Annotated in this window: 29 protein-coding genes; 7 read left to right on the top strand and 22 right to left on the bottom strand. The window is 72.4% G+C overall.

Annotated features, from left to right (window positions below):
- Positions 1–366 precede the first annotated feature (366 nt).
- From ispF to DAA34_RS04845, 5 genes are all read right to left on the bottom strand, one after another.
- Positions 367–849 carry a 2-C-methyl-D-erythritol 2,4-cyclodiphosphate synthase gene (gene ispF / locus DAA34_RS04865; RefSeq protein WP_106817853.1) on the bottom strand — a complete coding sequence of 161 codons (483 nt, stop codon included), beginning with the start codon at positions 847–849 and terminating at the stop codon, positions 367–369.
- Position 850: 1 nt separating this feature from the next.
- On the bottom strand, positions 851–1,246 hold the full coding sequence (locus tag DAA34_RS04860; RefSeq protein WP_158707617.1) for a hypothetical protein: 396 nt from the start codon (positions 1,244–1,246) through the stop codon (positions 851–853).
- Positions 1,243–2,739, bottom strand: a complete 1,497-nt coding sequence (locus tag DAA34_RS04855; RefSeq protein WP_158707616.1) for a C2 family cysteine protease — start codon at positions 2,737–2,739, stop codon at positions 1,243–1,245. The genes DAA34_RS04860 and DAA34_RS04855 overlap by 4 nt, the downstream gene beginning before the upstream one ends.
- Before the next feature lie 70 nt (positions 2,740–2,809).
- Positions 2,810–3,478, bottom strand: a complete 669-nt coding sequence (ispD, locus tag DAA34_RS04850; RefSeq protein WP_234354113.1) for a 2-C-methyl-D-erythritol 4-phosphate cytidylyltransferase — start codon at positions 3,476–3,478, stop codon at positions 2,810–2,812.
- Between the two features lie 11 nt (positions 3,479–3,489).
- On the bottom strand, positions 3,490–3,972 hold the full coding sequence (locus tag DAA34_RS04845) for a CarD family transcriptional regulator (RefSeq protein ID WP_106817850.1): 483 nt from the start codon (positions 3,970–3,972) through the stop codon (positions 3,490–3,492).
- An 84-nt stretch (positions 3,973–4,056) separates the two neighbouring features.
- Here DAA34_RS04845 and DAA34_RS04840 point away from each other — a divergent pair, with 84 nt between their 5' ends.
- On the top strand, positions 4,057–4,635 hold the full coding sequence (locus tag DAA34_RS04840; protein ID WP_106817849.1) for a hypothetical protein: 579 nt from the start codon (positions 4,057–4,059) through the stop codon (positions 4,633–4,635).
- Positions 4,636–4,709: 74 nt separating this feature from the next.
- Here DAA34_RS04840 and DAA34_RS04835 read toward each other — a convergent pair whose 3' ends face one another.
- Positions 4,710–5,393 (bottom strand): response regulator transcription factor, encoded by a 684-nt coding sequence (locus DAA34_RS04835; protein ID WP_106817848.1) that lies wholly within the window; start codon positions 5,391–5,393, stop codon positions 4,710–4,712.
- Positions 5,390–6,562: a sensor histidine kinase gene (locus tag DAA34_RS04830; protein WP_106817847.1), complete on the bottom strand. Its 1,173-nt coding sequence runs from the start codon at positions 6,560–6,562 to the stop codon at positions 5,390–5,392. The genes DAA34_RS04835 and DAA34_RS04830 overlap by 4 nt, the downstream gene beginning before the upstream one ends.
- 132 nt (positions 6,563–6,694) lie before the next feature.
- On the opposite strand from DAA34_RS04830, the gene phoU reads away from it, so the two are divergent.
- Positions 6,695–7,411 carry a phosphate signaling complex protein PhoU gene (gene phoU, locus DAA34_RS04825; protein ID WP_234354112.1) on the top strand — a complete coding sequence of 239 codons (717 nt, stop codon included), beginning with the start codon at positions 6,695–6,697 and terminating at the stop codon, positions 7,409–7,411.
- A gap of 7 nt (positions 7,412–7,418) precedes the next feature.
- On the opposite strand, the gene DAA34_RS04820 is transcribed toward phoU, so the two are convergent.
- From DAA34_RS04820 to DAA34_RS04805, 4 genes are all read right to left on the bottom strand, one after another.
- The gene (locus DAA34_RS04820) at positions 7,419–8,027 is read right to left on the bottom strand and encodes a hypothetical protein (RefSeq protein WP_106817846.1); all 609 of its coding nucleotides are present in this window, start codon (positions 8,025–8,027) and stop codon (positions 7,419–7,421) included.
- 26 nt (positions 8,028–8,053) lie between these two features.
- Complete coding sequence (locus DAA34_RS04815) at positions 8,054–8,299, bottom strand: hypothetical protein (RefSeq protein ID WP_106819810.1); 246 nt, start codon at positions 8,297–8,299, stop codon at positions 8,054–8,056.
- Positions 8,300–8,309: 10 nt separating this feature from the next.
- Positions 8,310–8,474 (bottom strand): hypothetical protein, encoded by a 165-nt coding sequence (locus DAA34_RS04810; RefSeq protein WP_234354111.1) that lies wholly within the window; start codon positions 8,472–8,474, stop codon positions 8,310–8,312.
- A 279-nt stretch (positions 8,475–8,753) separates the two neighbouring features.
- Entirely contained in the window at positions 8,754–9,704 is a 951-nt protein-coding gene (locus DAA34_RS04805) for a helix-turn-helix transcriptional regulator (protein WP_267894606.1), read from the bottom strand.
- 150 nt (positions 9,705–9,854) lie between these two features.
- On the opposite strand from DAA34_RS04805, the gene DAA34_RS04800 reads away from it, so the two are divergent.
- On the top strand, positions 9,855–10,250 hold the full coding sequence (locus DAA34_RS04800) for a RidA family protein (protein ID WP_106817843.1): 396 nt from the start codon (positions 9,855–9,857) through the stop codon (positions 10,248–10,250).
- Positions 10,251–10,507: 257 nt separating this feature from the next.
- On the opposite strand, the gene DAA34_RS04795 is transcribed toward DAA34_RS04800, so the two are convergent.
- From DAA34_RS04795 to mshA, 3 genes are read right to left on the bottom strand one after another with little or no spacing between them, the layout of a single operon-like run.
- Positions 10,508–11,239 carry a phosphoglyceromutase gene (locus DAA34_RS04795; protein WP_106817842.1) on the bottom strand — a complete coding sequence of 244 codons (732 nt, stop codon included), beginning with the start codon at positions 11,237–11,239 and terminating at the stop codon, positions 10,508–10,510.
- A 22-nt stretch (positions 11,240–11,261) separates the two neighbouring features.
- Positions 11,262–11,777 carry a type III secretion system chaperone family protein gene (locus DAA34_RS04790; RefSeq protein WP_106817841.1) on the bottom strand — a complete coding sequence of 172 codons (516 nt, stop codon included), beginning with the start codon at positions 11,775–11,777 and terminating at the stop codon, positions 11,262–11,264.
- A complete protein-coding gene (gene mshA, locus DAA34_RS04785) occupies positions 11,774–13,069 on the bottom strand; it encodes a D-inositol-3-phosphate glycosyltransferase (protein ID WP_106817840.1) in 1,296 nt (431 codons plus the stop codon). The genes DAA34_RS04790 and mshA overlap by 4 nt, the downstream gene beginning before the upstream one ends.
- A 40-nt stretch (positions 13,070–13,109) precedes the next feature.
- Between mshA and DAA34_RS04780 the strand changes: the two genes are divergently transcribed.
- A complete protein-coding gene (locus tag DAA34_RS04780; RefSeq protein WP_106817839.1) occupies positions 13,110–13,925 on the top strand; it encodes a class I SAM-dependent methyltransferase in 816 nt (271 codons plus the stop codon).
- 13 nt (positions 13,926–13,938) lie between these two features.
- Here DAA34_RS04780 and DAA34_RS04775 read toward each other — a convergent pair whose 3' ends face one another.
- Complete coding sequence (locus tag DAA34_RS04775) at positions 13,939–14,304, bottom strand: phosphomannose isomerase type II C-terminal cupin domain (RefSeq protein WP_106817838.1); 366 nt, start codon at positions 14,302–14,304, stop codon at positions 13,939–13,941.
- Between the two features lie 586 nt (positions 14,305–14,890).
- On the opposite strand from DAA34_RS04775, the gene DAA34_RS04770 reads away from it, so the two are divergent.
- On the top strand, positions 14,891–15,436 hold the full coding sequence (locus tag DAA34_RS04770) for a hypothetical protein (protein ID WP_158707615.1): 546 nt from the start codon (positions 14,891–14,893) through the stop codon (positions 15,434–15,436).
- Positions 15,437–15,451: 15 nt separating this feature from the next.
- Here the strand turns inward: DAA34_RS04770 and DAA34_RS04765 are convergent, their stop codons facing one another.
- Positions 15,452–15,760: a DUF2516 family protein gene (locus DAA34_RS04765; protein WP_106817836.1), complete on the bottom strand. Its 309-nt coding sequence runs from the start codon at positions 15,758–15,760 to the stop codon at positions 15,452–15,454.
- 45 nt (positions 15,761–15,805) lie between these two features.
- Between DAA34_RS04765 and DAA34_RS04760 the strand changes: the two genes are divergently transcribed.
- A complete protein-coding gene (locus DAA34_RS04760) occupies positions 15,806–16,705 on the top strand; it encodes an NAD(P)H-binding protein (RefSeq protein WP_106817835.1) in 900 nt (299 codons plus the stop codon).
- Between the two features lie 6 nt (positions 16,706–16,711).
- Here DAA34_RS04760 and dtd read toward each other — a convergent pair whose 3' ends face one another.
- Genes dtd through DAA34_RS04740 form a run of 4 tightly spaced genes read right to left on the bottom strand, consistent with a single transcriptional unit; the run spans position 16,712 to position 19,785 of the window.
- A complete protein-coding gene (gene dtd, locus DAA34_RS04755) occupies positions 16,712–17,158 on the bottom strand; it encodes a D-aminoacyl-tRNA deacylase (RefSeq protein ID WP_106817834.1) in 447 nt (148 codons plus the stop codon).
- Positions 17,159–18,148 carry an asparaginase gene (locus tag DAA34_RS04750; protein ID WP_234354109.1) on the bottom strand — a complete coding sequence of 330 codons (990 nt, stop codon included), beginning with the start codon at positions 18,146–18,148 and terminating at the stop codon, positions 17,159–17,161.
- Between the two features lie 55 nt (positions 18,149–18,203).
- The gene (locus DAA34_RS12265) at positions 18,204–19,217 is read right to left on the bottom strand and encodes a hypothetical protein (RefSeq protein WP_199847421.1); all 1,014 of its coding nucleotides are present in this window, start codon (positions 19,215–19,217) and stop codon (positions 18,204–18,206) included.
- Between the two features lie 19 nt (positions 19,218–19,236).
- Positions 19,237–19,785, bottom strand: a complete 549-nt coding sequence (locus tag DAA34_RS04740; protein WP_106817832.1) for a helix-turn-helix domain-containing protein — start codon at positions 19,783–19,785, stop codon at positions 19,237–19,239.
- 110 nt (positions 19,786–19,895) lie between these two features.
- Here DAA34_RS04740 and DAA34_RS04735 point away from each other — a divergent pair, with 110 nt between their 5' ends.
- Positions 19,896–20,744: a BKACE family enzyme gene (locus tag DAA34_RS04735; protein WP_106817831.1), complete on the top strand. Its 849-nt coding sequence runs from the start codon at positions 19,896–19,898 to the stop codon at positions 20,742–20,744.
- An 11-nt stretch (positions 20,745–20,755) separates the two neighbouring features.
- Here DAA34_RS04735 and ygfZ read toward each other — a convergent pair whose 3' ends face one another.
- Positions 20,756–21,715: a CAF17-like 4Fe-4S cluster assembly/insertion protein YgfZ gene (gene ygfZ, locus DAA34_RS04730; RefSeq protein ID WP_106817830.1), complete on the bottom strand. Its 960-nt coding sequence runs from the start codon at positions 21,713–21,715 to the stop codon at positions 20,756–20,758.
- A complete protein-coding gene (locus tag DAA34_RS04725; protein WP_234354108.1) occupies positions 21,712–22,152 on the bottom strand; it encodes a Fur family transcriptional regulator in 441 nt (146 codons plus the stop codon). Before DAA34_RS04725 ends, ygfZ begins: the two co-directional genes overlap by 4 nt.
- Positions 22,153–22,238 lie beyond the last annotated feature (86 nt).

Here is a 22,238-nt window from a genome sequence, read left to right as displayed (position 1 = left end):
CCCTCTCTGCGAACGCCGCGGTTGGTCCTCGGCGGGCACCATTCTTCCCCGGCGCCCGCGGCACCCGAAAGGGTGATCCGCGAGAGGTCAGAGCGGGATCGGCCCGGGCAGGTTCTCCTCGACCACCGTGCGCCGACTCTCGTAGTCGCCCGGGTTCTTCTTGCGCAGTGCCCACCAATCGGCGTCGCGCGCATCGTTGTTGTCCGCCGTGGCACCCGGCGGCGGACCACCGGTCCCGCCACCGAGGCCACTGACGCCACTGACGCCACCGCCTCCGCCCGAGGCGTCCTCCTGCTGACGGGCGTTCTCCTCCAGCGTGCCACCGTAGGGAGGCAGCCGGGGGTGGGCGACGGGGAGAGGTCCCCGTCAGCGGGCGACGACGAGCGCGGTCGCGATGGCGGCAGCTCCCTCACCCCGGCCGGTGAGACCGAGTCCGTCCGTGGTCGTCCCGGCGACGGACACCGGGGCTCCGCAGGCGTCGGACATCGCGGCCTGCGCCTGCTCGCGTCGGGCGCCGATCTTCGGGCGGTTGCCGACGACCTGGACGGCGACGTTGCCGATCTCGAAGCCGGCCTCCCGCACGAGCCGGGCCGCCTCGGCGAGCAGCGTCAGGCCGCTGGCCCCGGACAGCTCGGGGCGGTCGGTGCCGAAGTGGGCGCCGAGGTCGCCGATCCCCGCGGCGGAGAACAACGCGTCGCACGCGGCATGGCAGGCGACGTCGGCATCCGAGTGACCCTCGAGGGCCCGCTCACCGGGCCAGGCGAGCCCGGCGACCATGCACACCCGGTCGGGGTCGTCGGACAGGGCGTGGACGTCGACGCCGATGCCGGTGCGGGGCAGCGCGACCACGTCAGGCCTGCGGTGCGACGACGATGGCGCTGGGCTCGACGCACACGACCTGCAGACGCGTCTCGAAGACGGTGACCGTCTCGCCCTCCCGGAGGGTCACCGTCTGCGCGGTGCCGGGTCCGGCGCCGTCCATCGTGAACGCGACGTCGTACGCCAAGGGGTCGGTCGAGGAGGGGGCATCGGTGTAGATGCCCCGCAATCCCGCCACCCCGTCCACCGGCCGGTTGGACCCCGGAGCCAGGAGCGTCTGCCCGGGCTCGGGGGTGCACCGTCCGCCCGACGATGCGGCTGTCGAGGTCTCTTCCACGGTCGTGCTCCCTCCGCAGGCCGTCAGGCCCGCCGTCGTCAGGCCGAGCGCGAGCACCACCCGGACGGCGCGCCTCGTCCACGGTCTCACCGGCGTGGTCCGATGCCCTGCGCGTCCGTCATCCACCGGGTGTACTCGTCCTCCGTCAGCGTCATGTCCGGGTGGCCGGGGCCCCACGGGTTGCCGAGCACGATCTTGTCACCCTCGAAGCCCTTGACGTAGTACACGTGGCGGGCGTGGTACGCGCCCGGGGCACCGTCCGGCTTGCTGCCCAGGGTCGCGACGAGGACGCCCTCCTGGCTCGCGATCGCCTCACGCACCCCGTCGAACCCGTGGACGTCATGGGAGGCCTGCCCGGTGATGTACGGCGGGGCCTTGTCGGTGTAGTCCCACTCGAGACCGGCGTACGTGCCGTTCTCGGCGCGGTCGTACACGGGGTTGCCCGCCCGGCCGTCGGGAGCCCCCCCGGTGTCGTCCTGGTACATCTGCGCCAAGGCCTTCTCGTAGTACGCGGGCCAGAGCTCGTTCGAGCTGCCGTTCTGCGCGCCCGCGAGCGATCCGTCCGCGGTGACGGGGAGGTCGCGCGTCACCGTCACCCAGCGCTCGTGGCCGTCCTTGTCGAAGAGCCGGACGGAGATCGTCCCGTTCGGGTTCTCCCGGAAGCCGGACTGCACGTACGCCGGGTCCTGCTGCGCGAGGGCGGCGAGGGAGGCCAGCGCCCAGCAGTCGGCGAAGCTGCCCTGGTTGATGTCCGTCCCGGCCACGCCGTCGTGGAAGAGGGGCTTGTCCGGCGGCGGGCCGTAGCGCATGCCGTCGGCCTGCTCCCCCGTCTGGGAGTTCTGCCCGTCGAGGGCGACGTCCGTCGTGTCGAACCCGGGCTGCGTCCACGGCATCGCCGCCTGGAGCTTCGCCTGCTGCTCCGGGGTGAGCTTCGCCAGCAGCGAGCTCGAGAGCTCTTGGCGCTGCCAGGGTTCGAGGCCGTTGTGGTCGATCGGGTTCAGCCAGGTGTCGCCGGTGTCCGTGATGACCGCGTTGAGCGCAGCGAGCTCCTCCGGGCTCAGCGACCTCACGAGCGACTCCGCCTCCGCCGGGCTGAGGCTGCGGATCCGTTCGGCCAGCCTCTCGAGCTCGTCGCGGTTGCCGTTGAAACCCCCGTCGCGGTCGAAAGCCCTGATGTCCCGGGCCAGGTCGTCGACCTTTCCCTGATCGAGAGGGCCGGGCGGCACGTACCGGACAGGCTCCTTCGAGTCGCCGCCGCGCCCGGGGCCGTCGGGTAGCGGGCCCCCCGGCGCCCCGGTGGACCCGAGCCCGCCTCCGCCGCTCGTCCGCTCCTGCTGGTCGGCGTTCGAGCGGAGGACGAGCGCGAAGGCAGCCAGACGCTCGCCCGCGTGCTCGAGGGTCCGCGCCGCGTGGTCCCCGCTGCGCTCGAACTCCTCGCTGTCCGGGCCGTCCCAGGCAGCGAGGATCATCGATCCGGTGGCGCGCACATCCCCAGCCGTCTGAGCCACCAGCCGGACGATCCCGTCCATCCGGTCTGCGACCCCGCGCAGCCGCTCGACGTCGGCGCCGTGCGTCAGTCCCATGCCGATCCCCTTTCGCAGCATGTCCGACCGTAGGTCGGGTCCGTCGCCCGGGCCATGGGGAGCGGTCCCCTCAGAGATGGTGGGTGATCGCCCGGAGGTCGGCCGGGGTCGTCACCTTCAGCGCAGCGGCGTGACCGTCGACGACGACGATCGCGCGGCCGAGCTGCTCGACGAGCGCCGCGTCGTCCGTGGCGTCGGCGCCGCTCGCGTGCGCCTCGTCGAGGACCGCACGGTCGAACCCCTGGGGGGTCTGCACCGCGCGCAGGCTCGCCCGCGGCGGGGTCGTCGTGACGACGCCCCGGTCGTCGACGACCTTGATCGTGTCGGTGACGGGCAGGCCGGGGATCGCGCCCGCGGCCCCGGACCGGACGGCGTCGATGACGCGCGCGAAGACCTCCGGCGGGGTGAGGCACCGGGCCGCGTCGTGGACGAGGACGACGTCGACGCCGTCGCCGAGGGCCGCGAGGCCTTGCGCGACCGACCGGGACCGCGCGGCACCGCCCGCGACGAAGGTCACCCCGGCACGAACGGCCGCGCAGGCGTCGACGCGGTCCGGGGGGACGACGGCGACGACGGACGCCCCCGGGCAGGCGGCCTCGACCCCGTCGAGGGCTCGGTCGAGGATCGTCCGCCCGGCGATCTCGACGAACGCCTTGGGGATCCCCGCGCCGAGGCGCGTGCCCGCACCGGCGGCAACGACGACGACGCCCACCCCGTGCACGGGGTGGGCGTCGGTCACGGCATCGGCGCTCAGGACGCGAGGACCTCGTCGAGCATGACCTCGGCCTTGTCCTCGTCGGTCTTCTCGGCGAGGGCGAGCTCGGAGACGAGGATCTGGCGGGCCTTGGCCAGCATGCGCTTCTCGCCGGCGGACAGGCCGCGGTCCTGCTCCCGGCGCCACAGGTCGCGGACGATCTCGGCGACCTTGATGACGTCACCGGAGGCGAGCTTCTCGAGGTTGGCCTTGTACCGGCGCGACCAGTTGGTCGGCTCCTCGACGTGCTCCCGGCGCAGGACCTCGAAGACCTTGTCGAGCCCCTCCTGGCCGACGACGTCCCGCACACCGACGAGGTCGCAGTTCTCCGCCGGGACCTCGATCGTCAGGTCGCCCTGGGCGACCTTGAGCTTGAGGTAGAGCTTCTCGACGCCCTTGATGGTGCGCGCCTTGATTTCCTCGATCTTGGCCGCCCCGTGGTGCGGGTACACGACCGTCTCGCCGACCTTGAAGACCATGTGGTGTTATCCCCTTTCGCGGGGCATCAGGTTAACACGGGGCCGCGCGGCCGGTCCGGTCGAGACCCCCGGTACGATCACGGCGTGATCCTCGACGCCCTCACCCGATCCGGCCGCGCGCGCCGTGCGCTGGCGAGCGCCCCGGTCGCCCTCCTCGTCCTCTCCGGCTGCGCCGCGTTCTCGCCGCGCCAGACGGACGTCCCCTACCAGCCGGCCGACGGTGTCGCCGTCGACCTCGGGGACGTCGAGGTCCGCAACCTCGTCCTCGTCGCCGGCGAGCAGGACGGCCCCGCGACGGTCTCCGCGCAGGTGGTGAACAACGGGGACAGGGCCGAGACGGTCGAGATCGCCTCCGAAAAGGGCGGCGCCCCGGCGTCGGTGAAGGTCGCGCCCGGTCAGTCGACCGTGCTGCCCGGCAAGGGCGCGCAGGTCCAGGTCGACCCGGGTGAGGCCACGCCGGGCGAGCTCGCGACGCTCACCGTGTCGTCGACGAGCACCGACGGCAGCCCCGTCGAGGTGCCGGTCGTCGAGGCCGACGGGTACTACACGTCCCTCTCGCCGACCTCCTCCCCGTCCGCGCCGCGGAAGAAGGCGAGCACCGACCAGGGCACCGACGAGACGCCCGGCGCCGAGCCGACGTCGCAGACGAGCCCCGCGAGCTGACGCTCCCCGCAGAACGACGGCGGCCCGACCCCATCCCGGGGTCGGGCCGCCGTCGTCCGTGGGTGCGCCAGCCGTCAGTGCGCCTCGAACTTGTAGCCCAGCCCGCGCACGGTGACGATGTGCTTCGGCGCGGCCGGGTCCGGCTCGAGCTTTGCGCGCAGCCGCTTGATGTGGACGTCGAGCGTCTTGGTGTCGCCGACGTAGTCACTGCCCCACACGCGGTCGATGAGCTGCATCCGGGTGAGCACGCGCCCGGCGTTGCGCAGGAGCATCTCGAGCAGCTCGAACTCCTTGAGCGGCAGCTGCGCGTGCGTCCCGTTGACGGTGACGACGTGCCGCTCGACGTCCATCCGGACCGGGCCGGACTCCAGCGTGGAGGGGACGAGGTCCTCCGGCTCGCTGTTGCGGCGCAGGACCGCCTTGATCCGGGCGAGCAGCTCGCGGGAGGAGTACGGTTTCGTCACGTAGTCGTCCGCGCCGATCTCGAGACCGACGACCTTGTCGATCTCGCTGTCCTTGGCGGTGAGCATGATGACGGGGACGCTCGAGCGCTGGCGCAGGGCGCGGCACACGTCGACACCGGAGAGTCCGGGGAGCATGAGGTCGAGCAGGACCAGGTCCGCCCCCTCCTTGTCGAAGTCGATCAGGGCGTCCGGCCCGTTCTCCGCCACGGAGACGTCGTACCCCTCCTTCACCAGGAGGTAGGACAGGGGGTCCGAGAAGGACTGCTCGTCCTCCACGACCAGGATGCGCGTCATCGGTTCGGATCTCCTTGTGCGGTGATGTCCTCAGTGTGCTCCACCCGGTCGGGTGCAGCGGGCAGTCGGATGGTGAAGGTGGAGCCGTGGCCCTCCTCGCTCCACACGGACACGTCCCCGCCGTGGTTGGCGCAGATGTGCTTGACGATGGACAGGCCCAGTCCCGTACCGCCCGTCGACCGGGAGCGAGCGCTGTCGACACGGTAGAAACGCTCGAAGATCCGCTCCTGCTCCTCGGCCGCGATGCCGGGGCCCTGGTCGGTCACGGAGATCTCGATGACGTCCTCCGTGCGGCGGGCACCGACACCGACGCGCGTGCCCTCCCCCGAGTACGCGATCGCGTTGCCGACGAGGTTGCCGACCGCGGTGACCAGGAGGTTGCGGTCCCCGTAGACGTGCACGTCGCCCTCGACGCGGTCACGCACGTCGATGTCCTTCGCCGTGGACGCGACGTTCTGGTGGTCGACCGCCTCTCGGATCACGGCCTCGATGTCGACGAGCTCGGGCTCGCCGACGTTCTCGTTCGCCTGCAGCCGGGACAGATCGACGATCTCCTGGACGAGCTTGACCAGTCGCTCGCTCTCGATCTTCATCCGGGCGGCGAAGCGGCTGACGGCCTCGGGGTCGTCCTTGGCGTCGAGGACGGCCTCGGCGAGGAGGGAGATGCCGCCGACGGGGGTCTTCAGCTCGTGGCTGACGTTGGCGACGAAGTCGCGGCGGGTGGCCTCGACGCGCTTGGCCTGGGTGTGGTCCTCGACGAGGACGAGGACGTGGTGGGCGCCGAGCGGGGCGATGCGGGCGCGGACGTTGACCATCCCCCGGCCGACGGGGCCGCGCGGCAGGTCGAGCTCCACCTCGCGGATGACGCCGTCCTCGCGGGTGCGGCGCGCGAGGTCGCGCAGCTCCTCGGGCACGAGCTGCCCCCGTCGGACGAGGCCGTAGGCGACGGCCGGTGGGGAGTTGTTGACGACCGTGCCGTCGGAATCGAGGACGATCCCGCTGGAGCGGAGGACGGCGAGCACGTCGGCGACCCCGTCGGGGATCCGTCTGCTCGTCCCCGGGTCGTCCTCGTCCTGGCCGCGGTCGGACAGCCAGATCGCCGCGATCGCCAGGAGCGCCACGCCGAGCCCGGCGACCACACCGAGGACTGCCGCGACCGTGGGTTCCACAGTGGCTCAGGGTAGGTGCTCGGCGGGCGCAGCAGGCGAGGGGGCCGCTCTCCCCTCAGGGGTGGGACAATCGTGTTCACCGGGAGGTCGGCTGCAGTTCACCGAACCCCGGTCCCGAGGGGGGCAGGATCGATGCCCACCACGACGACGAGGACCTTCATGCGATCGACCTTTCACGCGGATCTGCGTGCCGTCCTCGACGACCTCGTCGTCATGACGCGGATGGCGGGGACGGCGATCGAGCGCGCCACGCGCAGCCTGGTCGAGGCGGACGTGACGCTGGCGGACGCCGTCATCGCGGCCGACGTCGAGCTCGACGCGCTCCGGGAAGACGTCGACGCCCGCTCGATCGACCTCCTTGCGCGGCAGGCGCCGGTCGCGACGGACCTACGGACGATCGTCACGTCGATGCGCATGTCGGCGGACCTCGAGCGGATGGGCGACCTCGCTCGGCACGTCGCGCTGGTGACGCGGATGCGCTACCCCGAGCGCGCGGTGCCGGACGAGCTCACGGCGACCATCCTCGAGATGGCCGATGCGTGCGGGCGGATCGTCGGCATGGCCGGGGACGTCATCGCCAGCCGCGACGGGTCGGCCGTGGACGGGATCGAGGCGGTCGACGACGAGCTCGACCACCGGCACCGGGAGCTGTTCACGCGGATGCTCGGGCCGGACTGGACGCACGGCACCCAGGCCGCGGTCGACGTCACGCTGCTCAGCCGGTACTACGAACGCTTCGGTGACCACGGGGTGTCCGTCGCGCGGCGGGTGCGCTACCTCGTCACGGGCGAGCGGGACGGATGGCTCGAGGGAACGGTCGGTGAGGTCGTAGCGCGGGGCGGGCAGTAGCGCTGGCTCACTCGGCGTAAGGGAGGTCGCCGAGGTCCTCGACCCGGGCGGTCGGGCAGCGACGGGCGAGCTCGGCGACGATCTCGTCACGGCGGGCGAGGAGGATGCCGGGGATGCGGACGGTCCACGCGTGGAGGACCGGCGGGGCGCCGCTGACGCAGTACGGCCCGAGGAGGTCCGGCATCCGTGGGCGGGGGGCGGCGTAGACCGCGGGGATGGCTTCCTCGGGGACGACGGCCAGGTAGTGGAACGGCCCGGTCTCCAGGGCGTGGTTGACGACGCACCACGTGAGGATGAGCCGCACCCGGTCGTAGGGGATCTCGCCAGGCACCGTGCGCAGGGTGACGCCGTGGGGGCCGAGAACGAGGACCGGCCGGCGGCGGACCGTGACGTAGCCGAGGTAGGCGGCCATCGCGACGCCGGTCCCGACCGCAAACCACCCGGCCGCGAGGGCGACGAGCAGGCCCGCGTCGCTCCCCGCCAGCCGCCACGCGAGGAGACCGGCGAGCGCGATGGCGGTCCACAGCAGCACGCCCGCGCCACCGGCGCGGAGCACGCTCCAGGCGGTCGTCCGCAGGACGATCTCGGGGTGGGGCCCCTGCTCGGCGCTCGTCATGCGTCGAGCATGGCCGAAGGGGCAGCTCAGATGTCCCGGAACCTCTGCTGCGCTGCTTGGCGCGAGACGCCGAGTGCCGCACCGATGACCGTCCACGAGTCACCGGCCGCGCGCGCCGCAGCAACGGCGTCCCGCAGCTCCGTCTCGTCCCGCTCGAGAGCCGCGCGGGCGGCAACGATCCGCCGAAACGCGGCGGCATCGCGGGCGGGATGCGTGGCAGGGTCGATCAGGTCGAGGCCCGTCTCCTCGATGGCGATCCGTGGTCCGGTCATCGTGCTCACCTCACCTCAGGTAGTCGAAGAACTTCGGTCGTAGCCGGTCGGCGTGGATAATCCTCGACGGTTCCGTCACCGGGACCGCCACGAGCTCCAGCAGGCGCCCGAGCCGATCCGGTCCGATGACGAGGAGGCGCTCCTCGCCGTCGTACTCGTACTCGACCAACCGCACTGCATTGACCCATGCGTGGTGAACGTCCGCTGAATCGACTCCATGCTTGAGCGCAGATCTCAACACCGCTGGACTGTCAATCATACTTGACAACACTCCCTCCCCGAAAGCCACCCCCACTGTGACGTCGCCGGGCGCATCTGGACCTGCCGGAAGTCCGAGTCGCCCGCTCCTCGGAGCGGGCCCTTCATTGAGGGGTCGCAGGAGCAGGTGGACAACTCGTGCGGGCCGGTCGCCCGCTCCCCGGAGCGGGCCGGGACTGCTGAAGGTCTGGGTGACTTAACCTCGGGAGATCTCGTACCGGGCTGCGAGGATCTTGGCGCGATCGTGGAGCGCCAGGCGCAACGAGTCTGGGGCGAGGACTTCGGCGGCGGTGTCGAGTTGCCAGATCGCCCATACGGCGTGTCGCAGGTCCTCGAAGGTCACGTCGAGTCGGGCCCAGCCATCTGCTTCTGACTCTTCGGCGCGAACGGCGCGCGCGGCGTTCAGCAGTTCTTCTCGTCTTGATGGCGCGACCCTGACGAGAACGGGGATGTGGTTCTCCGAGAGGAACTGGGCGCTGCGCTCGGCCCAGATGCGGTCGAGATCGACCTGCGCGGGACGTTCTGCCAGTTCGGGAAGCTCCTCGGCGGTCAGCATCCGCGACAGCCGGTAGGTGCGGTCCTCACCGGCCTTGGCAGCCAGCAGATAGGTCCTGTCGCGGACCGTGACCAGACCGATCGGGTCGACAGTGTGGGAGCGAGGCTTCTTGTCGGGGGCGGCGTAGTCGAAGCGGAGCTTGTGCCCGGTGAGCAACGCGTGGCGGACCTCACTCATCACCCCGTCGGCCATGTCCTCGGTTGTCAGTCGCCGGGAGAGCAGGTCTGTCTCGGGCTCGACCAGGAACCGCCGGGCGGCGTCGTCCAAGTTTGCACGGTGCCCTTCGGGCAGCGCGTCGACCACCTTGCGCATTGCGGAGGCAAGCGCCGTGCTGAGGCCGAAGACCTTCTCGCCGCGTCCCGAGCCGGCAGTGAGCAGCGCGAGAGCTTCATCGTGGTTCAGGCCGGTCAGCTCGGTGCGAAACCCCGGCAGCAGGGAGAACCCACCGCGCCGGCCACGGTCGGCGTACACCGGGACACCGGCCGTGGACAGGGCATCGATGTCGCGCAGCACGGTGCGCGCGGACACTTCCAGCTCGCCGGCCAGCTCGTCCGCGGTCATCCGACCTCGTTGGCGCAGCAGCAGCACCATCGAGACCAACCGATCCGCACGCATAGTTTCATTCATATCAAAAATCACGACACAAGGTGTCGTGATTTGTTGAAAGGCTGGTCATGCGGGCGTCGATGACGGTGGTCACCAGATCGCCGGGCGCCCGCATTCGCAACGATTGGAGTGGCAATGGAACGGACAGCAGTCAACCCGGTGACGTGGTCGCTGGAGATGGGCTTCAACCAGGGCGAGGTCATCTCAGGAGAGACCCGGACCCTCTACATCTCGGGGCAGACCGCGATGAGCACCGACGGACGTCCCGAGCACGACGGGGACATCGCAGCCCAGCTCGCCCTCGCGGTAGACAACCTCGAAGCCGTCCTGGCCGAGGCCGGCATGTCGCTGGCGAACCTCGTCCGCCTCAACGTCTACACCACCGATGTGGACGCGCTGTTCCCGCACTACGGCGTTCTAGCCGGACGGCTCGGAGCAGCAGGAGTCGCGCCCACCACGACGATGCTCGGGGTCACCCGTCTCGCAATCCCCGGCCAGATGGTCGAGCTCGAAGGAACCGCCGTCGCGTAAGGCGACCCTTGCCGCTCCTGCTGCTCGCGTCGGCCTAGTCCACGCGAGCAGCAGGCAGACGGGGGAACGTCCAATGCCCACAACCATGACGATCGGCGTCTACGGCTTCGGATCCTGACCCGGTTTCCCGGACATTCTTGGTGTAGTGATCATGCCGCGGTCAGCGGCGTGGTGTGAAGTGCTTGGAACTCGTTGGGGGCCCTTCATCTGAGGCCATCAAGTCGGGGCCCTACCCACTGGAACGAGCCGACCGACGATCACTTGCCCTGGTTGGCGACCTTCGCGGCCTCGGCAGCGGCGGCCTCGGGGTCGAGGTACTCCGCCGGCTTCGTCGGCATGAGGTCGTCGCCCAGGTCGTAGACGAGCGGCATGCCCGTCGGGATGTTCAGGCCGGCGATGTCCTCGTCGCTGATCCCGTCGAGGTGCTTGACCAGCGCCCGGAGGCTGTTGCCGTGCGCCGCGACGAGCACGGTCTTCCCGGCGCGCAGGTCCTCGGCGATCGGGCCCTCCCAGTAGGGCATGAGCCGCTCGATGACGTCCTTGAGGCACTCGGTGCGCGGGACGTCGATGCCCGCGTACCGCGGGTCGTCCGTCTGCGACCACTCGCTGCCCGGGTCGATCTCCGGCGGCGGGGTGTCGAACGACCGGCGCCACAGCATGAACTGCTCGTCGCCGTACTTCTCGCGGGTGGCCGCCTTGTCCAGGCCCTGCAGCGCGCCGTAGTGCCGCTCGTTGAGCCGCCAGTCACGGCGGGCGGGGATCCAGTGCCGGTCGCACGCATCGAGCGCGATGTTCGCCGTGGTGATCGCGCGGCGCAGCAGCGACGTGTGGACCACGTCGGGCAGGACCTGCGCCTCCTTCATCAGCTCGCCGCCACGGACCGCCTCCTCACGGCCCCGGTCGATGAGGTCGACGTCGACCCAGCCGGTGAAGAGGTTCTTCTCGTTCCAGTCGGAACGACCATGACGCAGCAGGATGAGAGTGGCCATGGCCCCACCCTAGAGCTGCCGCTCAGCCCGTGGCGTCCCCGTGGTCGAGGAACCGGCGGAAGGCCTCGAGGTTGCGCAGCGACTCCCCGTTCTTCACCCGCCAGTCCCACTCCTTCTGCATCGACGTGCGGAACCCGATGAGCAGCAGCTCGTTGAACGGCTGGTCGGCCGCCTCGAGCACCCCGCCGAGGATCTCGTCGAGCCGGTCGGCGTCGACCCCGGCGAGCGCGAAACGCCCCGTGACGTAGACGTCGCCCGCGCTGTCGATGGCGTACGCGAGCGCCCGCATCCGCAGGTTCCGGCGCAGGAGGAAGCGGTGGTACTCGGCGTGGTTCTCGTCCGCGTTGCGGATGACGAACGCGGACACCGACAGGTCGTGCTCACCCACCCGCAGCGAGACCACGGTCTTCAGCTTCTTCTCGCCCGGCAGGGTGACGACGACCTCGCCGTCCCGGCTGCCGGCCTCCCACGGCAGCTCGGCCTGGTCGAGGTGCTCCTGCAGCAGCCGTACCACCCGCTCCCGCTCGGACCCGGTCATCGGTGCTCCCATCGTCGGTGCTCCCGTCTCGCGCGCTCGCGGACCGCTCCACGGTAGACGTCGAGCAGCCGCCCGGCGGTCCGGTCCCACCCGAAGGTGCGCGCGTGCTCGGCGGCCTCCGCCCGCAGCCGTCGCGCCTGCGCCTGGTCCGACAGCCGTCCGAGCAGGCCCTCGATCTCCGCCGACCAGCGCGCCGGGTCGTGCCCGTCGACGAGCACCCCGGCGTCACCGACGGCGAGCGACAGCCCCCCGACGTCGGCGGCCACCACCGGCGTCCCGCACGCCTGTGCCTCGACGGCGACGAGCCCGAACGACTCGCTGTGGCTGGGCACCGCGACGAGGTCCGCCGCGCGGTACCACTGGGCGAGGGTGGGGCGGTCGACCGGCGGCTCGAACCGGACGGGCACGCCGAGGTCCCGGGCCAGGTCGGCCAGCGCGCGGGGCATCGCCAGACCCGATCCGCTTCCCCCGCCGAGGATCCCGACGACGAGCCGGTCGCGCAGCTCCGGCCGGCGGGCCAGGAGGTCCGCGGCGGCCCGGACGAGGACGTCCGGCGCCTTGAGCGGCTGGATACGCCCGACGAACAGCAGGAGCACCGCGTCGGGGGCGATGCCGACCGCGGCCCGGGCGCCGGCCCGGTCCGCCGGGTGGAAGGTGCCCAGGTCGACACCGGGCGGGACGACGACGACCCGGTCGGGATCGGCCTCGTAGAGGTCGATCAGCTCGCGCGCCTCGGTCGGGGTGTTCGCGACGAGCCGGTCGGCGGTGCCGACGACCTGCGCCTCGCCGATCTCCCGCCCGGGCGGCTCGGGGGCGTCGCCGTCGGCGAGGTGGAGGTTCTTCACCCGCGCCATCGTGTGCATCGTGTGGACGAGCGGCACGTCCCACTGCTGGGAGAGCACCCACCCCACCTGCCCGGACAGCCAGTAGTGCGAGTGGACGACGTCCCACGCACCCTCCGGCTCGTGCGCGAGCAGCCGCATCGTCCCCGCGGTGAACGCGCACAGCTGCCCCGGCAGGTCCTCCTTGGCCAGCCCCTCGTACGGCCCGGCGTCGACGTGCCGGACGACCACCCCGTCGGTGAGCTCGACCCGGTCCGGCTGGTCCCCCGCGGTCCGGCGGGTGAGGATCTCGACCTCGGTCCCCCGCCGCGCGAGCTCGCGCGCCGACTCGACGACGTACACGTTGAGCCCGCCGGCGTCTCCCGTGCCCGGCTGCGCCAACGGCGAGGTGTGGACGCTGAGCATGACGACGCGCCGCAGGGTCTCGTCGGTCGGAGGGGCACCGGTCATGGTGTGCCCACGGTAGTCGGCGCCCGCCTACGATCGACCGGTGCCCGGCCGCCCGCTGACCTCACGCCCCGGCGCGGTCGTCGGCACGGTCACGCGCGGCACGACGAACCCCAACCGCCTCCGCCGCTGCGACCGGTGGATCGTCGCCCGGCACGCCCGCTACCTGCGCGGCCTGCCCGAGCCGGTCGTCGTCGACCTCGGGTACGGCGCGAGCCCGGTCACCGCGCTCGAGCTCGATGACCGCCTCCGGCCGCACGTCCCGGGGCTGGAGGTCGTCGGCATCGAGATCGACCCGGCGCGGGTCGCGGCGGCGCGCCCCCTCGAGCGGCCCGGGCTGACGTTTCGTCGCGGGGGCTTCGAGGTGCCGCTCGACGGGCGGCGTCCGGGCCTGGTGCGCGCCTTCAACGTCCTGCGGCAGTACGACGAGTCGCAGGTCCCCGGCGCCTGGGCGACGACCGCCGACCGCCTGGCCCCCGGCGGGGTGCTCGTCGACGGCACGTGCGACGAGCTCGGCCGGCTGGCGACCTGGGTCGAGGTGACCGTGCACGGCCCGCGCTCGCTCACCCTCTCGTGGCGGCTGCGGGGGCTGGGCCGCCCGTCGGTCATCGCCGAACGCCTGCCGAAGGCGCTCATCCACCACAACGTCGACGGTGAGCCCGTGCACGCCCTCCTGCGCGACCTCGACGCGGCGTGGGAGCGGGCCGCCGGGCACGGCGGGTTCGGCGTGCGGCAGCGCTTCCTCGCGACGGTCGACGACGTCCGCGGCCGGTGGCCCGTCGAACCCGGCCCCAGCCGGTGGCGCCTGGGGGAGATCACCCTCCCGTGGGCGGCCGTCGCCCCCGCACCGCCCGGGTGACCGGGGCCGCGGGTCAGCGCTGGTAGTCGTCCTCGATGCGGACGATGTCGTCCTCGTCGAACGTGCCGTACGCGATCTCGAGGATGCGGGCGGGCGTCTCACCCGTGTTGTGCATCCGGTGGCGCGCGCCGCGGGCGACCCAGATGCGGTCGTCCTTGGCCGCGGGGAAGACCTCGTCGTCGAGCGTGATCTCGAACGTCCCGTCGAGGACCTGCCACAGCTCGCCCCGCTGCTCGTGGGTCTGCAGCGACAGTCGCTGGCCGGGCTGCACGGTGATGATCTTCACGGTCGTCGGCTCGTTGAGGGTGAACTGCTCGAAGCCACCCCAGGGCCGCTGGCTGGTGAAGATCGACCCGCGCGGGTCGGACGGCTGGCTCATGCTTCCCTCTCGTCGTGCTGCGGCTCGGGCGGTGCGCCCCTCTCCATTGTGGCCCACCCTCGCCCGGCTGCGCGGGTGGTGCGAGCGCTCACCCCCGAGCGGTCCGCCGTCGCGGGGGACGGTCCTGGCGCGGAGCAGTGCGTGCGACAGGCAGTTCGCACCCTCGAGCACCCCGAACCCGCTCGGCTGCGTCGCCCGCTAGGCGAACTGCCTGCCCGTGGGACGAGACCGCCACGTGGCCGGCGACGCGCGCGACGCGCAGGCGACCGCCGCGTCCTCCCGGTCCACGTCGCAGCCGCCCGCCCGACCCTCGTGAATCCGCGCGTCACATGGTGCATCTGCGCGTGAGATATCGCGCGCAGATGGCAATTGCGCGCGCAAATGCAGGAGGTGCGGCGAATGTAGGAGGTGAGGCGGACGGTTCGGCATGCGGATTTCGAACGGCCCACGCGCCGCCGGCCGCGGGGTTACCATTGGTATCCAGGCGGTCGCCTCCGCGATCCGCCGACCGCAGAGTCAGCAGAGGAGCTGCGGTCCTCCCCGAGGCAAAGGAACACCCATGACGTCGTCCATCTCGCGCCGGTCCGTGGCCATCGGCGCCGCGTGGACCGTTCCCACTATCACCGTGGCCGCAGCAGCGCCGGCGTTTGCCGCGTCCCCCCGTTCGATCAAGGTCGACGTCGGTCCGACCGGCGGCAAGTGGACCGACAACGCGGGAGACGGATACATCGCCCAGGGCGTGGTCATCACCCTCACGAACTCGACCGGCCAGTCGACGATCTCTGGGGCACAGCTCACCATCAAGGTGAAGGACGACAACTGGCAGCGTCCGCTGGCGAACAACTACGACACGTTCTGGTTCGTGCCCGACCCGAAAATCTCCTCCACCGTCGCGCAGCAGCGCGCGAATCAGCTGCAGAGCGTCACGCTCACGACGGACGCAAACGGCCAGATCCGCCTCAACGACGGTTCAGCCTCGGGCTATCTCCGGCACGGTTCGGACGGTCGCCCCGTCGGAACGGTGTTCGAGGTCATCCAGGGCGGAGTCATCATCGGCACCTTCATGCTCTACAACACCTCGACTGGCGCCAACAGGGGGACGGACCCCGGCGTCCGGCCGACCGCGGGCTGATCGGCTCGGCTCCCGCTACCAGCGGTTGGCGCGGGCGCGGCCGAGGACCTGGGCGATCGCCGGGCGCACGTCGGCCAGGTAGACCCCCGCGCCGACGATCGCGAGCAGCCCGAAGAGCGAGAGCACGTTCCACAACGAGACGAAGCCGACGAGCGCACACACCCCGAGGATGAGCAGCCACACCTTCTTCGTCAACTTCCCGGCCGCGACGAAGGCGTCGGGCCGCTGCCGCGCGGCGTGGACGAGCGCGAAGACCTCGACGGCGAACGCGGTCACCCCGAGGACGAGGGCTACGAGGTTCTGCACGCCGAGGAGGATCTGCATGGCCGAGAGCCTAGGGGGTCCGCCGGGGGTCGCTAGGTTGGTGCCATGACCCGCATGCTCGTCGCCGGTGCGACCGGTTTCGTCGGACGCCGACTCGTCCCCGCGCTGGTCGAGGCCGGCCACGACGTCCGAGCGATGACCCGGCACCCCGAGCGCTACGACGGCCCCGGCGAGCCGGTGAGGGCCGACGTCCAGGATCCCGACACGCTCGGCCCGGCGCTGCAGGGCGTCGAGGTCGCGTACTACCTCGTCCACTCCCTCGACCAGGACGACTTCGAGGAGACCGAGGCGGCCTCGGCGCGCGCTTTCGGCGAGGCCGCGGCGCGCGGGGGCGTGCGGCAGATCGTCTTCCTCGGGGGCCTGGGGTCGGACGACGACGAGCTGTCGACGCACCTGCGCTCCCGGCGGGCCGTCGAGACCCTTCTCGGCGAGGCCGGCGTCCCCGTCACCGTGCTGCGCGCGGCCGTCATCGTCGGGGACGGTGGCATCTCGTGGGAGATCACCCGGCAGCTGGTGAAGAACCTCCCGGCGATGGTCGTCCCACGGTGGGCGCAGACCCGGACCCAGCCCATCGCCCTCGACGACATCGTCCGGTACCTCGTCGGGGTCGCCGACAACGAGGGCGCCATCGGGAAGGTCTTCGAGGTCGGCGGGCCGGACCGGCTGACGTACACCGAGATGCTCAAGGTCGCCGCGCAGGTCGAGGGCCGTCGCCAGCCGCCGATCGTCCCCGTCCCGGTCCTCACCCCGCAGCTGTCCGCGCGGTGGCTCTCGCTCGTCACCGACGTAGACACGACCACGGGCCGCAACCTCATCGACTCCATGGACGTCGAGGTGCTCGTCACCGACGACTCGATCCGGCAGGTCGTCCCGTTCGAGCCGATGGACTACCGCGCGGCGGTCGAACGCGCCCTCGCCGACCGGGACGCCGACGCGACGACCTGAGGCCGGTCAGCCCGCCGGCTGCGACGGCGGGACGTCGAGGACGATCGTCACCGGGCCGTCGTTGACGAGCGCGACCCGCATGTCGGCACCGAACACGCCGCTCCCGACCTCGATCCCGCGCTCGCGCAGCTGCGCGCACACCTGCGCGACGACCGGCTCGGCGACCGACCCCGGCGCGGCGGCGTTCCACGACGGGCGACGTCCCTTCCGGACGTCGGCGTGAAGGGTGAACTGGCTGACGACGATGACCGGGGCTCCGGCATCGAGCACGGAGCGCTCGCCGTCGAGGATGCGCAGCTCGGCGATCTTCCGCACGGTCGTCGCGACCTCCTGCGGCCCGTCACCGTGGGTCACCCCGACGAGCGCGACGAGCCCCTGGCCCTCGAACGCGGCGACGACCTCACCGTCGACGGTGACGCTCGCGCCGTCCGCCCGCTGCAGGACGGTGCGCACTCAGACCACCGCCTCGATCGTCCCGACCGGCTGCCCGTGCCCGAGGATCTCGACCTCGCCGAGGGCGGCGCCGTCCAGGTCGAGCCGGGCGAGGACAGCCCGGAGCACGGCACGGAACGCCCGCGTCGACCCGTCGGCGACCTTCACCGCGATGCCCCGGCCGTCGGGCAGGCCGACGACGAACACCGCCTCCGCCCCGTCCTTGGCGAGCACACCCGGCAGGGCCTCCATGAGGACCGTCGCCTCGCGCCCGGCACCTCCGACGAGGTGGGGGTGCGCCCGCATCGCGTCGGCGACCCGGCGCCGGTCGGGGTCGTCGGCACCGGCGGCGATCCGTCCGATGGCGCGGGCCAGCCCGTCGAGCGGGACGGCGGGGACCGGCGCCCCGCACCCGTCGACGGTGAGGACGCCGCCGCACGGCCCCACCTCGTCCGCGACGGTGGCGAGGATCGCCCGCTGGAGGGGGTGGGACGGCTCGAGGTACCCGCGGGTCGGCCACCCGTTGACCAGGCACGTCCGCAGCATCCCGGCGTGCTTGCCCGAGCAGTCGTGGCCGATCGGCTCCGGGCCCCGCCCGGCAGCGACCCAGGCGTCCCGCTCCGCCACGCCGTACGGGAACGACGGGGTCGTCTCGAGATCGCCGGCCCGCAGACCGCCGGCGGCGAGGATCGCCCGGACCCCGTCGAGGTGACCGGGGTCGCCCGAGTGGCTCGAGCACACGAGGGCGAGCTGCTCGGGCGGGAGGTCGAGGCCCAGCCGCACCATCGCCAGGGCCTGCACCGGCTTGAGGCACGAGCGCGGGAGCACGGGTGCGGTGGTGTCACCCAGGGCGAGCAACGTCCCGCCGTCGGGCTCGGTGACGACAGCGAGGCCGTGGTGGACGGACTCGACGAACCCACCGCGGGTCACGCGGGCGATCGGGACGGTGCGGTGCAGCGCCGACGGCGGGGCGTCGGGCTCGCCGGGGAACGGAACGGGCGCCGGGGTCACGGCGGCGACCCTAACGGTCGTGCTCCGTGCGCCCCGGCGCCCGATCGGTCGTGCGTCAGGCCTTCGCGTCGACCTTCGCCTCGACGGCGACCTCGGCGGTCGCCGGCGTCGTGTCGGCCGCGGTGGCCGGCGCATTCTTCGGGTCGCCGACCTTGCCCGCGGCGGCACCGGTCGCCGTCGTCGCGGCGTCCGCGGTGTTGGTCGCGCCGGTCGTCACGCGCTTGGCGGCCGACTTCGTGCGGGCGGCGGACGTGCGGGCCGTCGTCGCGGTGCGCTTGGCGGCCGACTTCGTGCGGCGGGCCGAGTCCTTGACGGCCTTCGCCGCGGCGTCGGTGTCGACCGAGAGGTGGACGGACCCGGCGATGGCCTCGGCGGCGTGCGCGGTCTCGTTGCGCGTCGTCGTCAGGAGTGCCTTCGCCGAGCGCTCGACCTCGCTGGCCGACCGGCGGGCCGAGGTGACGGCCCCCTTGCCGAGGGCGAGGGTGGCGCCGGCCTGGGAGGCGAGCTGCTGGGTCGCGGTCTGCTCGACGACGCGGGTCGTGAGGTTCTCGCCGCGCTCGGCGAGATCCTCGTACCCGCGCTGCGCGCGGCTGACCGAGGTGAGGCCGGCGGCGAGGACGGCGCCCGGCGCGGAGATGATCCCGTTGACCGTCCGGCCCGGGAGGGCGACGAGGTCCGCCGTGAGGCGGCGCGCGCGCTCGACGGCGAGGTCGGTCGCGCCGATGAGGGCGTAGGTCGGCGTGGTGACGCGGCCGAGGTCGACGCGCGGGGTCGTGACCTTCGCCTCGACCGACGTCTCCGGCGTGCTCACGGCGGCCGTGCGGGTCGTCGTGGTGCGGGTGGTCGAGCGCGAGGTCGTGGCCTTCGATGCGCTCTTCGCGGTGCGCGTCCGACGAGCCGCCTTCTGCGCGGCGGTCTCCGTCGCCTTGCCCGCCGTCGTCGTGCGCGTCGCCGCCTTGCGGGTCGTCGTCTTCTTGGGGGCCGTCTTCGTGGCAGGCTTCTTCGCCGCCGTGGTGCGCGCGGTCGTGCGCTTGGTGGTCGTCTTCTTGGCGGTGGTGGTGTCAGCCATGATCTCTCCTGGGGTCGGGTCAGGCGTCCGGTCGGGTGGTCTTGGTCGCGACGGTCTTCTTCGCCGCGGTCTTCTTGGTGGCGGCCTTCTTCGCCGCGGTCTTCCTGGGCGCGGCCTTCTTCGCCGTCGCCTTCTTCTGGGTGGTCTTCCTGGCGGGGGCCTTCTTCTCGACGGCGCTCGCCTCGGCGGGCTGCGGCTCCGGTGCCGACGCACCCTCGGGAGCGTCCTCCTCGCTGCCGACGAACGAGTCGTAGACGTCGAGCAGCACCTGCCGCTGCTTGGCCGTCAGCGCCTGGTCGGCGCGGATGGCATCCCTGGTCGTGGGCCGGTCGGTCCGGATGTGGTCCTCGGGGTCGAGGAGCCCCGCCTGGACGTAGAGCGTCTCGGCCGAGATGTGGAGCCCGGTCGCGATCCGCTGGAGGATCTCGGCGCTCGGCCGCTTGAGGCCGCGCTCGATCTGCGAGAGATAGGGGTTGGAGATGCCCGCGAGCTCCGACAGCTGCCGTACCGACAGCCGGGCGGAGAGGCGCTGCTCCCGCAGGTAGGCGCCGAGAAGGTCCTTGGGCATGCCTCCAGTATTGCTAACTTTGGTTAGCAGTGCAAACCATTGTGGTTAGCATCACCCGGTACGGACCAAACACGCTCGTGCGCCGAACGATCTCCTGCCAGACTCCGTGCATGACCGCAGATCCTTCGGCCTCACCCCCCGTCGACGGCACCCTCCTCACCGTCGCGCCGACCGGCGCCGAGCACGATCGAGCCGCCGTCCCCGCCATCGCGTCCGGACCGGAGGAGCTCGCATCCACCGCGGCGGCGTGCCAGGCCGCGGGCGCGGCGATGATCCACGTCCACGCCCGGGACGAGCAGCACGCACCCTCGCTCGACCCGGGGCTGCTGCGCGAGTGCGTGGCCGCGATCCGCGAGGCGAGCGACCTCGTCGTCCAGCTCTCGACGGGCGGCGGCGTCCATGACCCCTTCGCCGCCCGGCTCGCCGTCCTCGACACCGCACCGGACTCGTGCAGCCTCACCCTTGGCACCCTGAACTTCGGCGACGACGTCTTCCACAACCCGTGGGGCTTCATCCAGGACCTCTTCCTCCTCGCCCGCGAGCGCCGGGTCGTCCCCGAGTTCGAGGTCTTCGACGTCGGCCACCTGTGGACCCTGCGCCGGCTCCTCGACACCCACGGCCTGCCGTTCGGCGAAGGTGTCCACGTCGACCTCGTCCTCGGTGTCCCCGGCGGCCTGCCCGGCACGCCGCAGGCCCTCATGGCCGCGCTCGCCGCGTTCCCGCCCGAGGTGACGACGTGGTCGGCGACGGGCGTGGGCCGCTCGCACCTGCCGGTGATGGCGACGGCGCTCGCCGCCGGCGGCCACGCACGCGTCGGGATCGAGGACGTCACGACCTTCGCGCGGGGCGAGAAGGCCGACAACGTCCGACTCGTGCAGCGGGCCGCGGAGCTGGCGACGCTCCTGCAGCGCCCGGCGATGACGCCGGACCAGGCGCGCCGCCTGCTCGGCACCCGCTGAGCGGGACCCCGTCAGTCGCGGGGGACGATCTCCGTCTGGGCGGCGGTCGTCGTGCCGACGAGGAGGTCGACACCGACCGGCGTCGACCGCTTGAGCACGGCGAGCGCGATGGGACCGTCGAGGCGGTGCCGCGCGACCGACGTGAGCCGACCGACGGTGCGCCCCTCGAGCGTCACCTCCGCGCCGGGGTCGGGCAGGACGTGCTCGGACCCGTCGAGGTGGAGGAAGGCCAGCCGACGCGGCGGCCGACCGAGGTTGTGCACCCGCGCGATCGTCTCCTGCCCGCGGTAGCAGCCCTTGTGCAGGTGCACGGCCGTGCGCAGCCAGTCGAGCTCGTGCGGGATCGTCCGGTGGTCGGTCTCGGCACCGACCCGCGGCCGCCACGCGGCGACCCGCAGCGCCTCCGCGGCCCACGTCCCGGCGAGCGGTCGACCGGCGACGGCCTCATCGAACCGGTCCCGCGGCACGACGAGCTCCCGCCAGGCCCGACCCCGCGCAGGGTGGTCCTCCGTCGCCGGCCCGTAGAGCGCCGTGTCCCCGACCGGGCCCGGCCACGGGTCGACCCACGCGACGTCCTCGCCGTCGACCGACTCCCGCCCGATCGGCTCCCCGAGGACGACGTACCGGTCGGAGACGTCCTCGACCTCGACCCGCAGCATGAAGCGCATCGAGTCGAGCCAGGCCACGACCGGCGCGGCGGCCTCGGGCTCGGTGAGCAGCCACGTCCGCTCGCCGTCGTCGACGACGTGCAGGGCGTGCTCGACGTGTCCCTTCGGGCTGAGGATCAGCGACTCGCGCGAGGTGCGCGGCGGCAGGTCGAGGAGGTGCTGGGTCGTCAGCGAGTGCAGCCACGAGAGTCGGTCGGGCCCGGAGACGGTGACGACACCGCGGTCGGACAGGTCGACGACGGCCAGTCCCTCCTCGAGGAGACGCTGCTCGCGGGCGGGGTCGCCGTGGTGGGGGACGGTCATGTTGCGGGGTCCTTCCGGTGGAGCTCGTCGGCGCAGGAGGCGCAGCGGCCGTGGATCGCCATGTGGGTGAGGTCGGCGTCGAACCCGGTCTCGCGCCGCAGGCGGGCGGCGAGGTCGGCGGCGAGCCCCGCCGCGAGCTCGGTGACGGTCCCGCACGTCCGGCACACGAGGTGCAGGTGTCCCTCGTGGTCGGCGAGGTGGTACGTCGGCGGCCCGTGGTCGAGGTGGGTGTGGTCGACGAGCCCGGCCCCCTCGAGCGCGTCGAGCGCGCGGTAGACCGTCGAGGGCGGGACGGGGCCGCACTCCCGGTCGGGGACGGCGCGGGCGATCTCGTCGGGGGTGAGGTGCGCGCGGTCGGCGAGGACCTCGAGCACCCGGCGGCGCGGCAGCGTCGCCCGCAGCCCGGCCGCCCGCAACGCCTCGTCGTGCTCGCCCACCCGGTCACTGTAGGCAGCGGCGCCGTGGGCGTGGTCACGGCACCGTCGATCACGGGGTTCGTCCAGCATCCCCGCCGTACGATGAC

This window comes from Janibacter massiliensis (genome assembly GCF_900289115.1).
Lineage (GTDB): Bacteria > Actinomycetota > Actinomycetes > Actinomycetales > Dermatophilaceae > Janibacter_A > Janibacter_A massiliensis.
The sequence above is the reverse complement of the archived record's forward strand: the minus strand, read 5'-3'. Positions and strand labels throughout refer to the sequence as shown.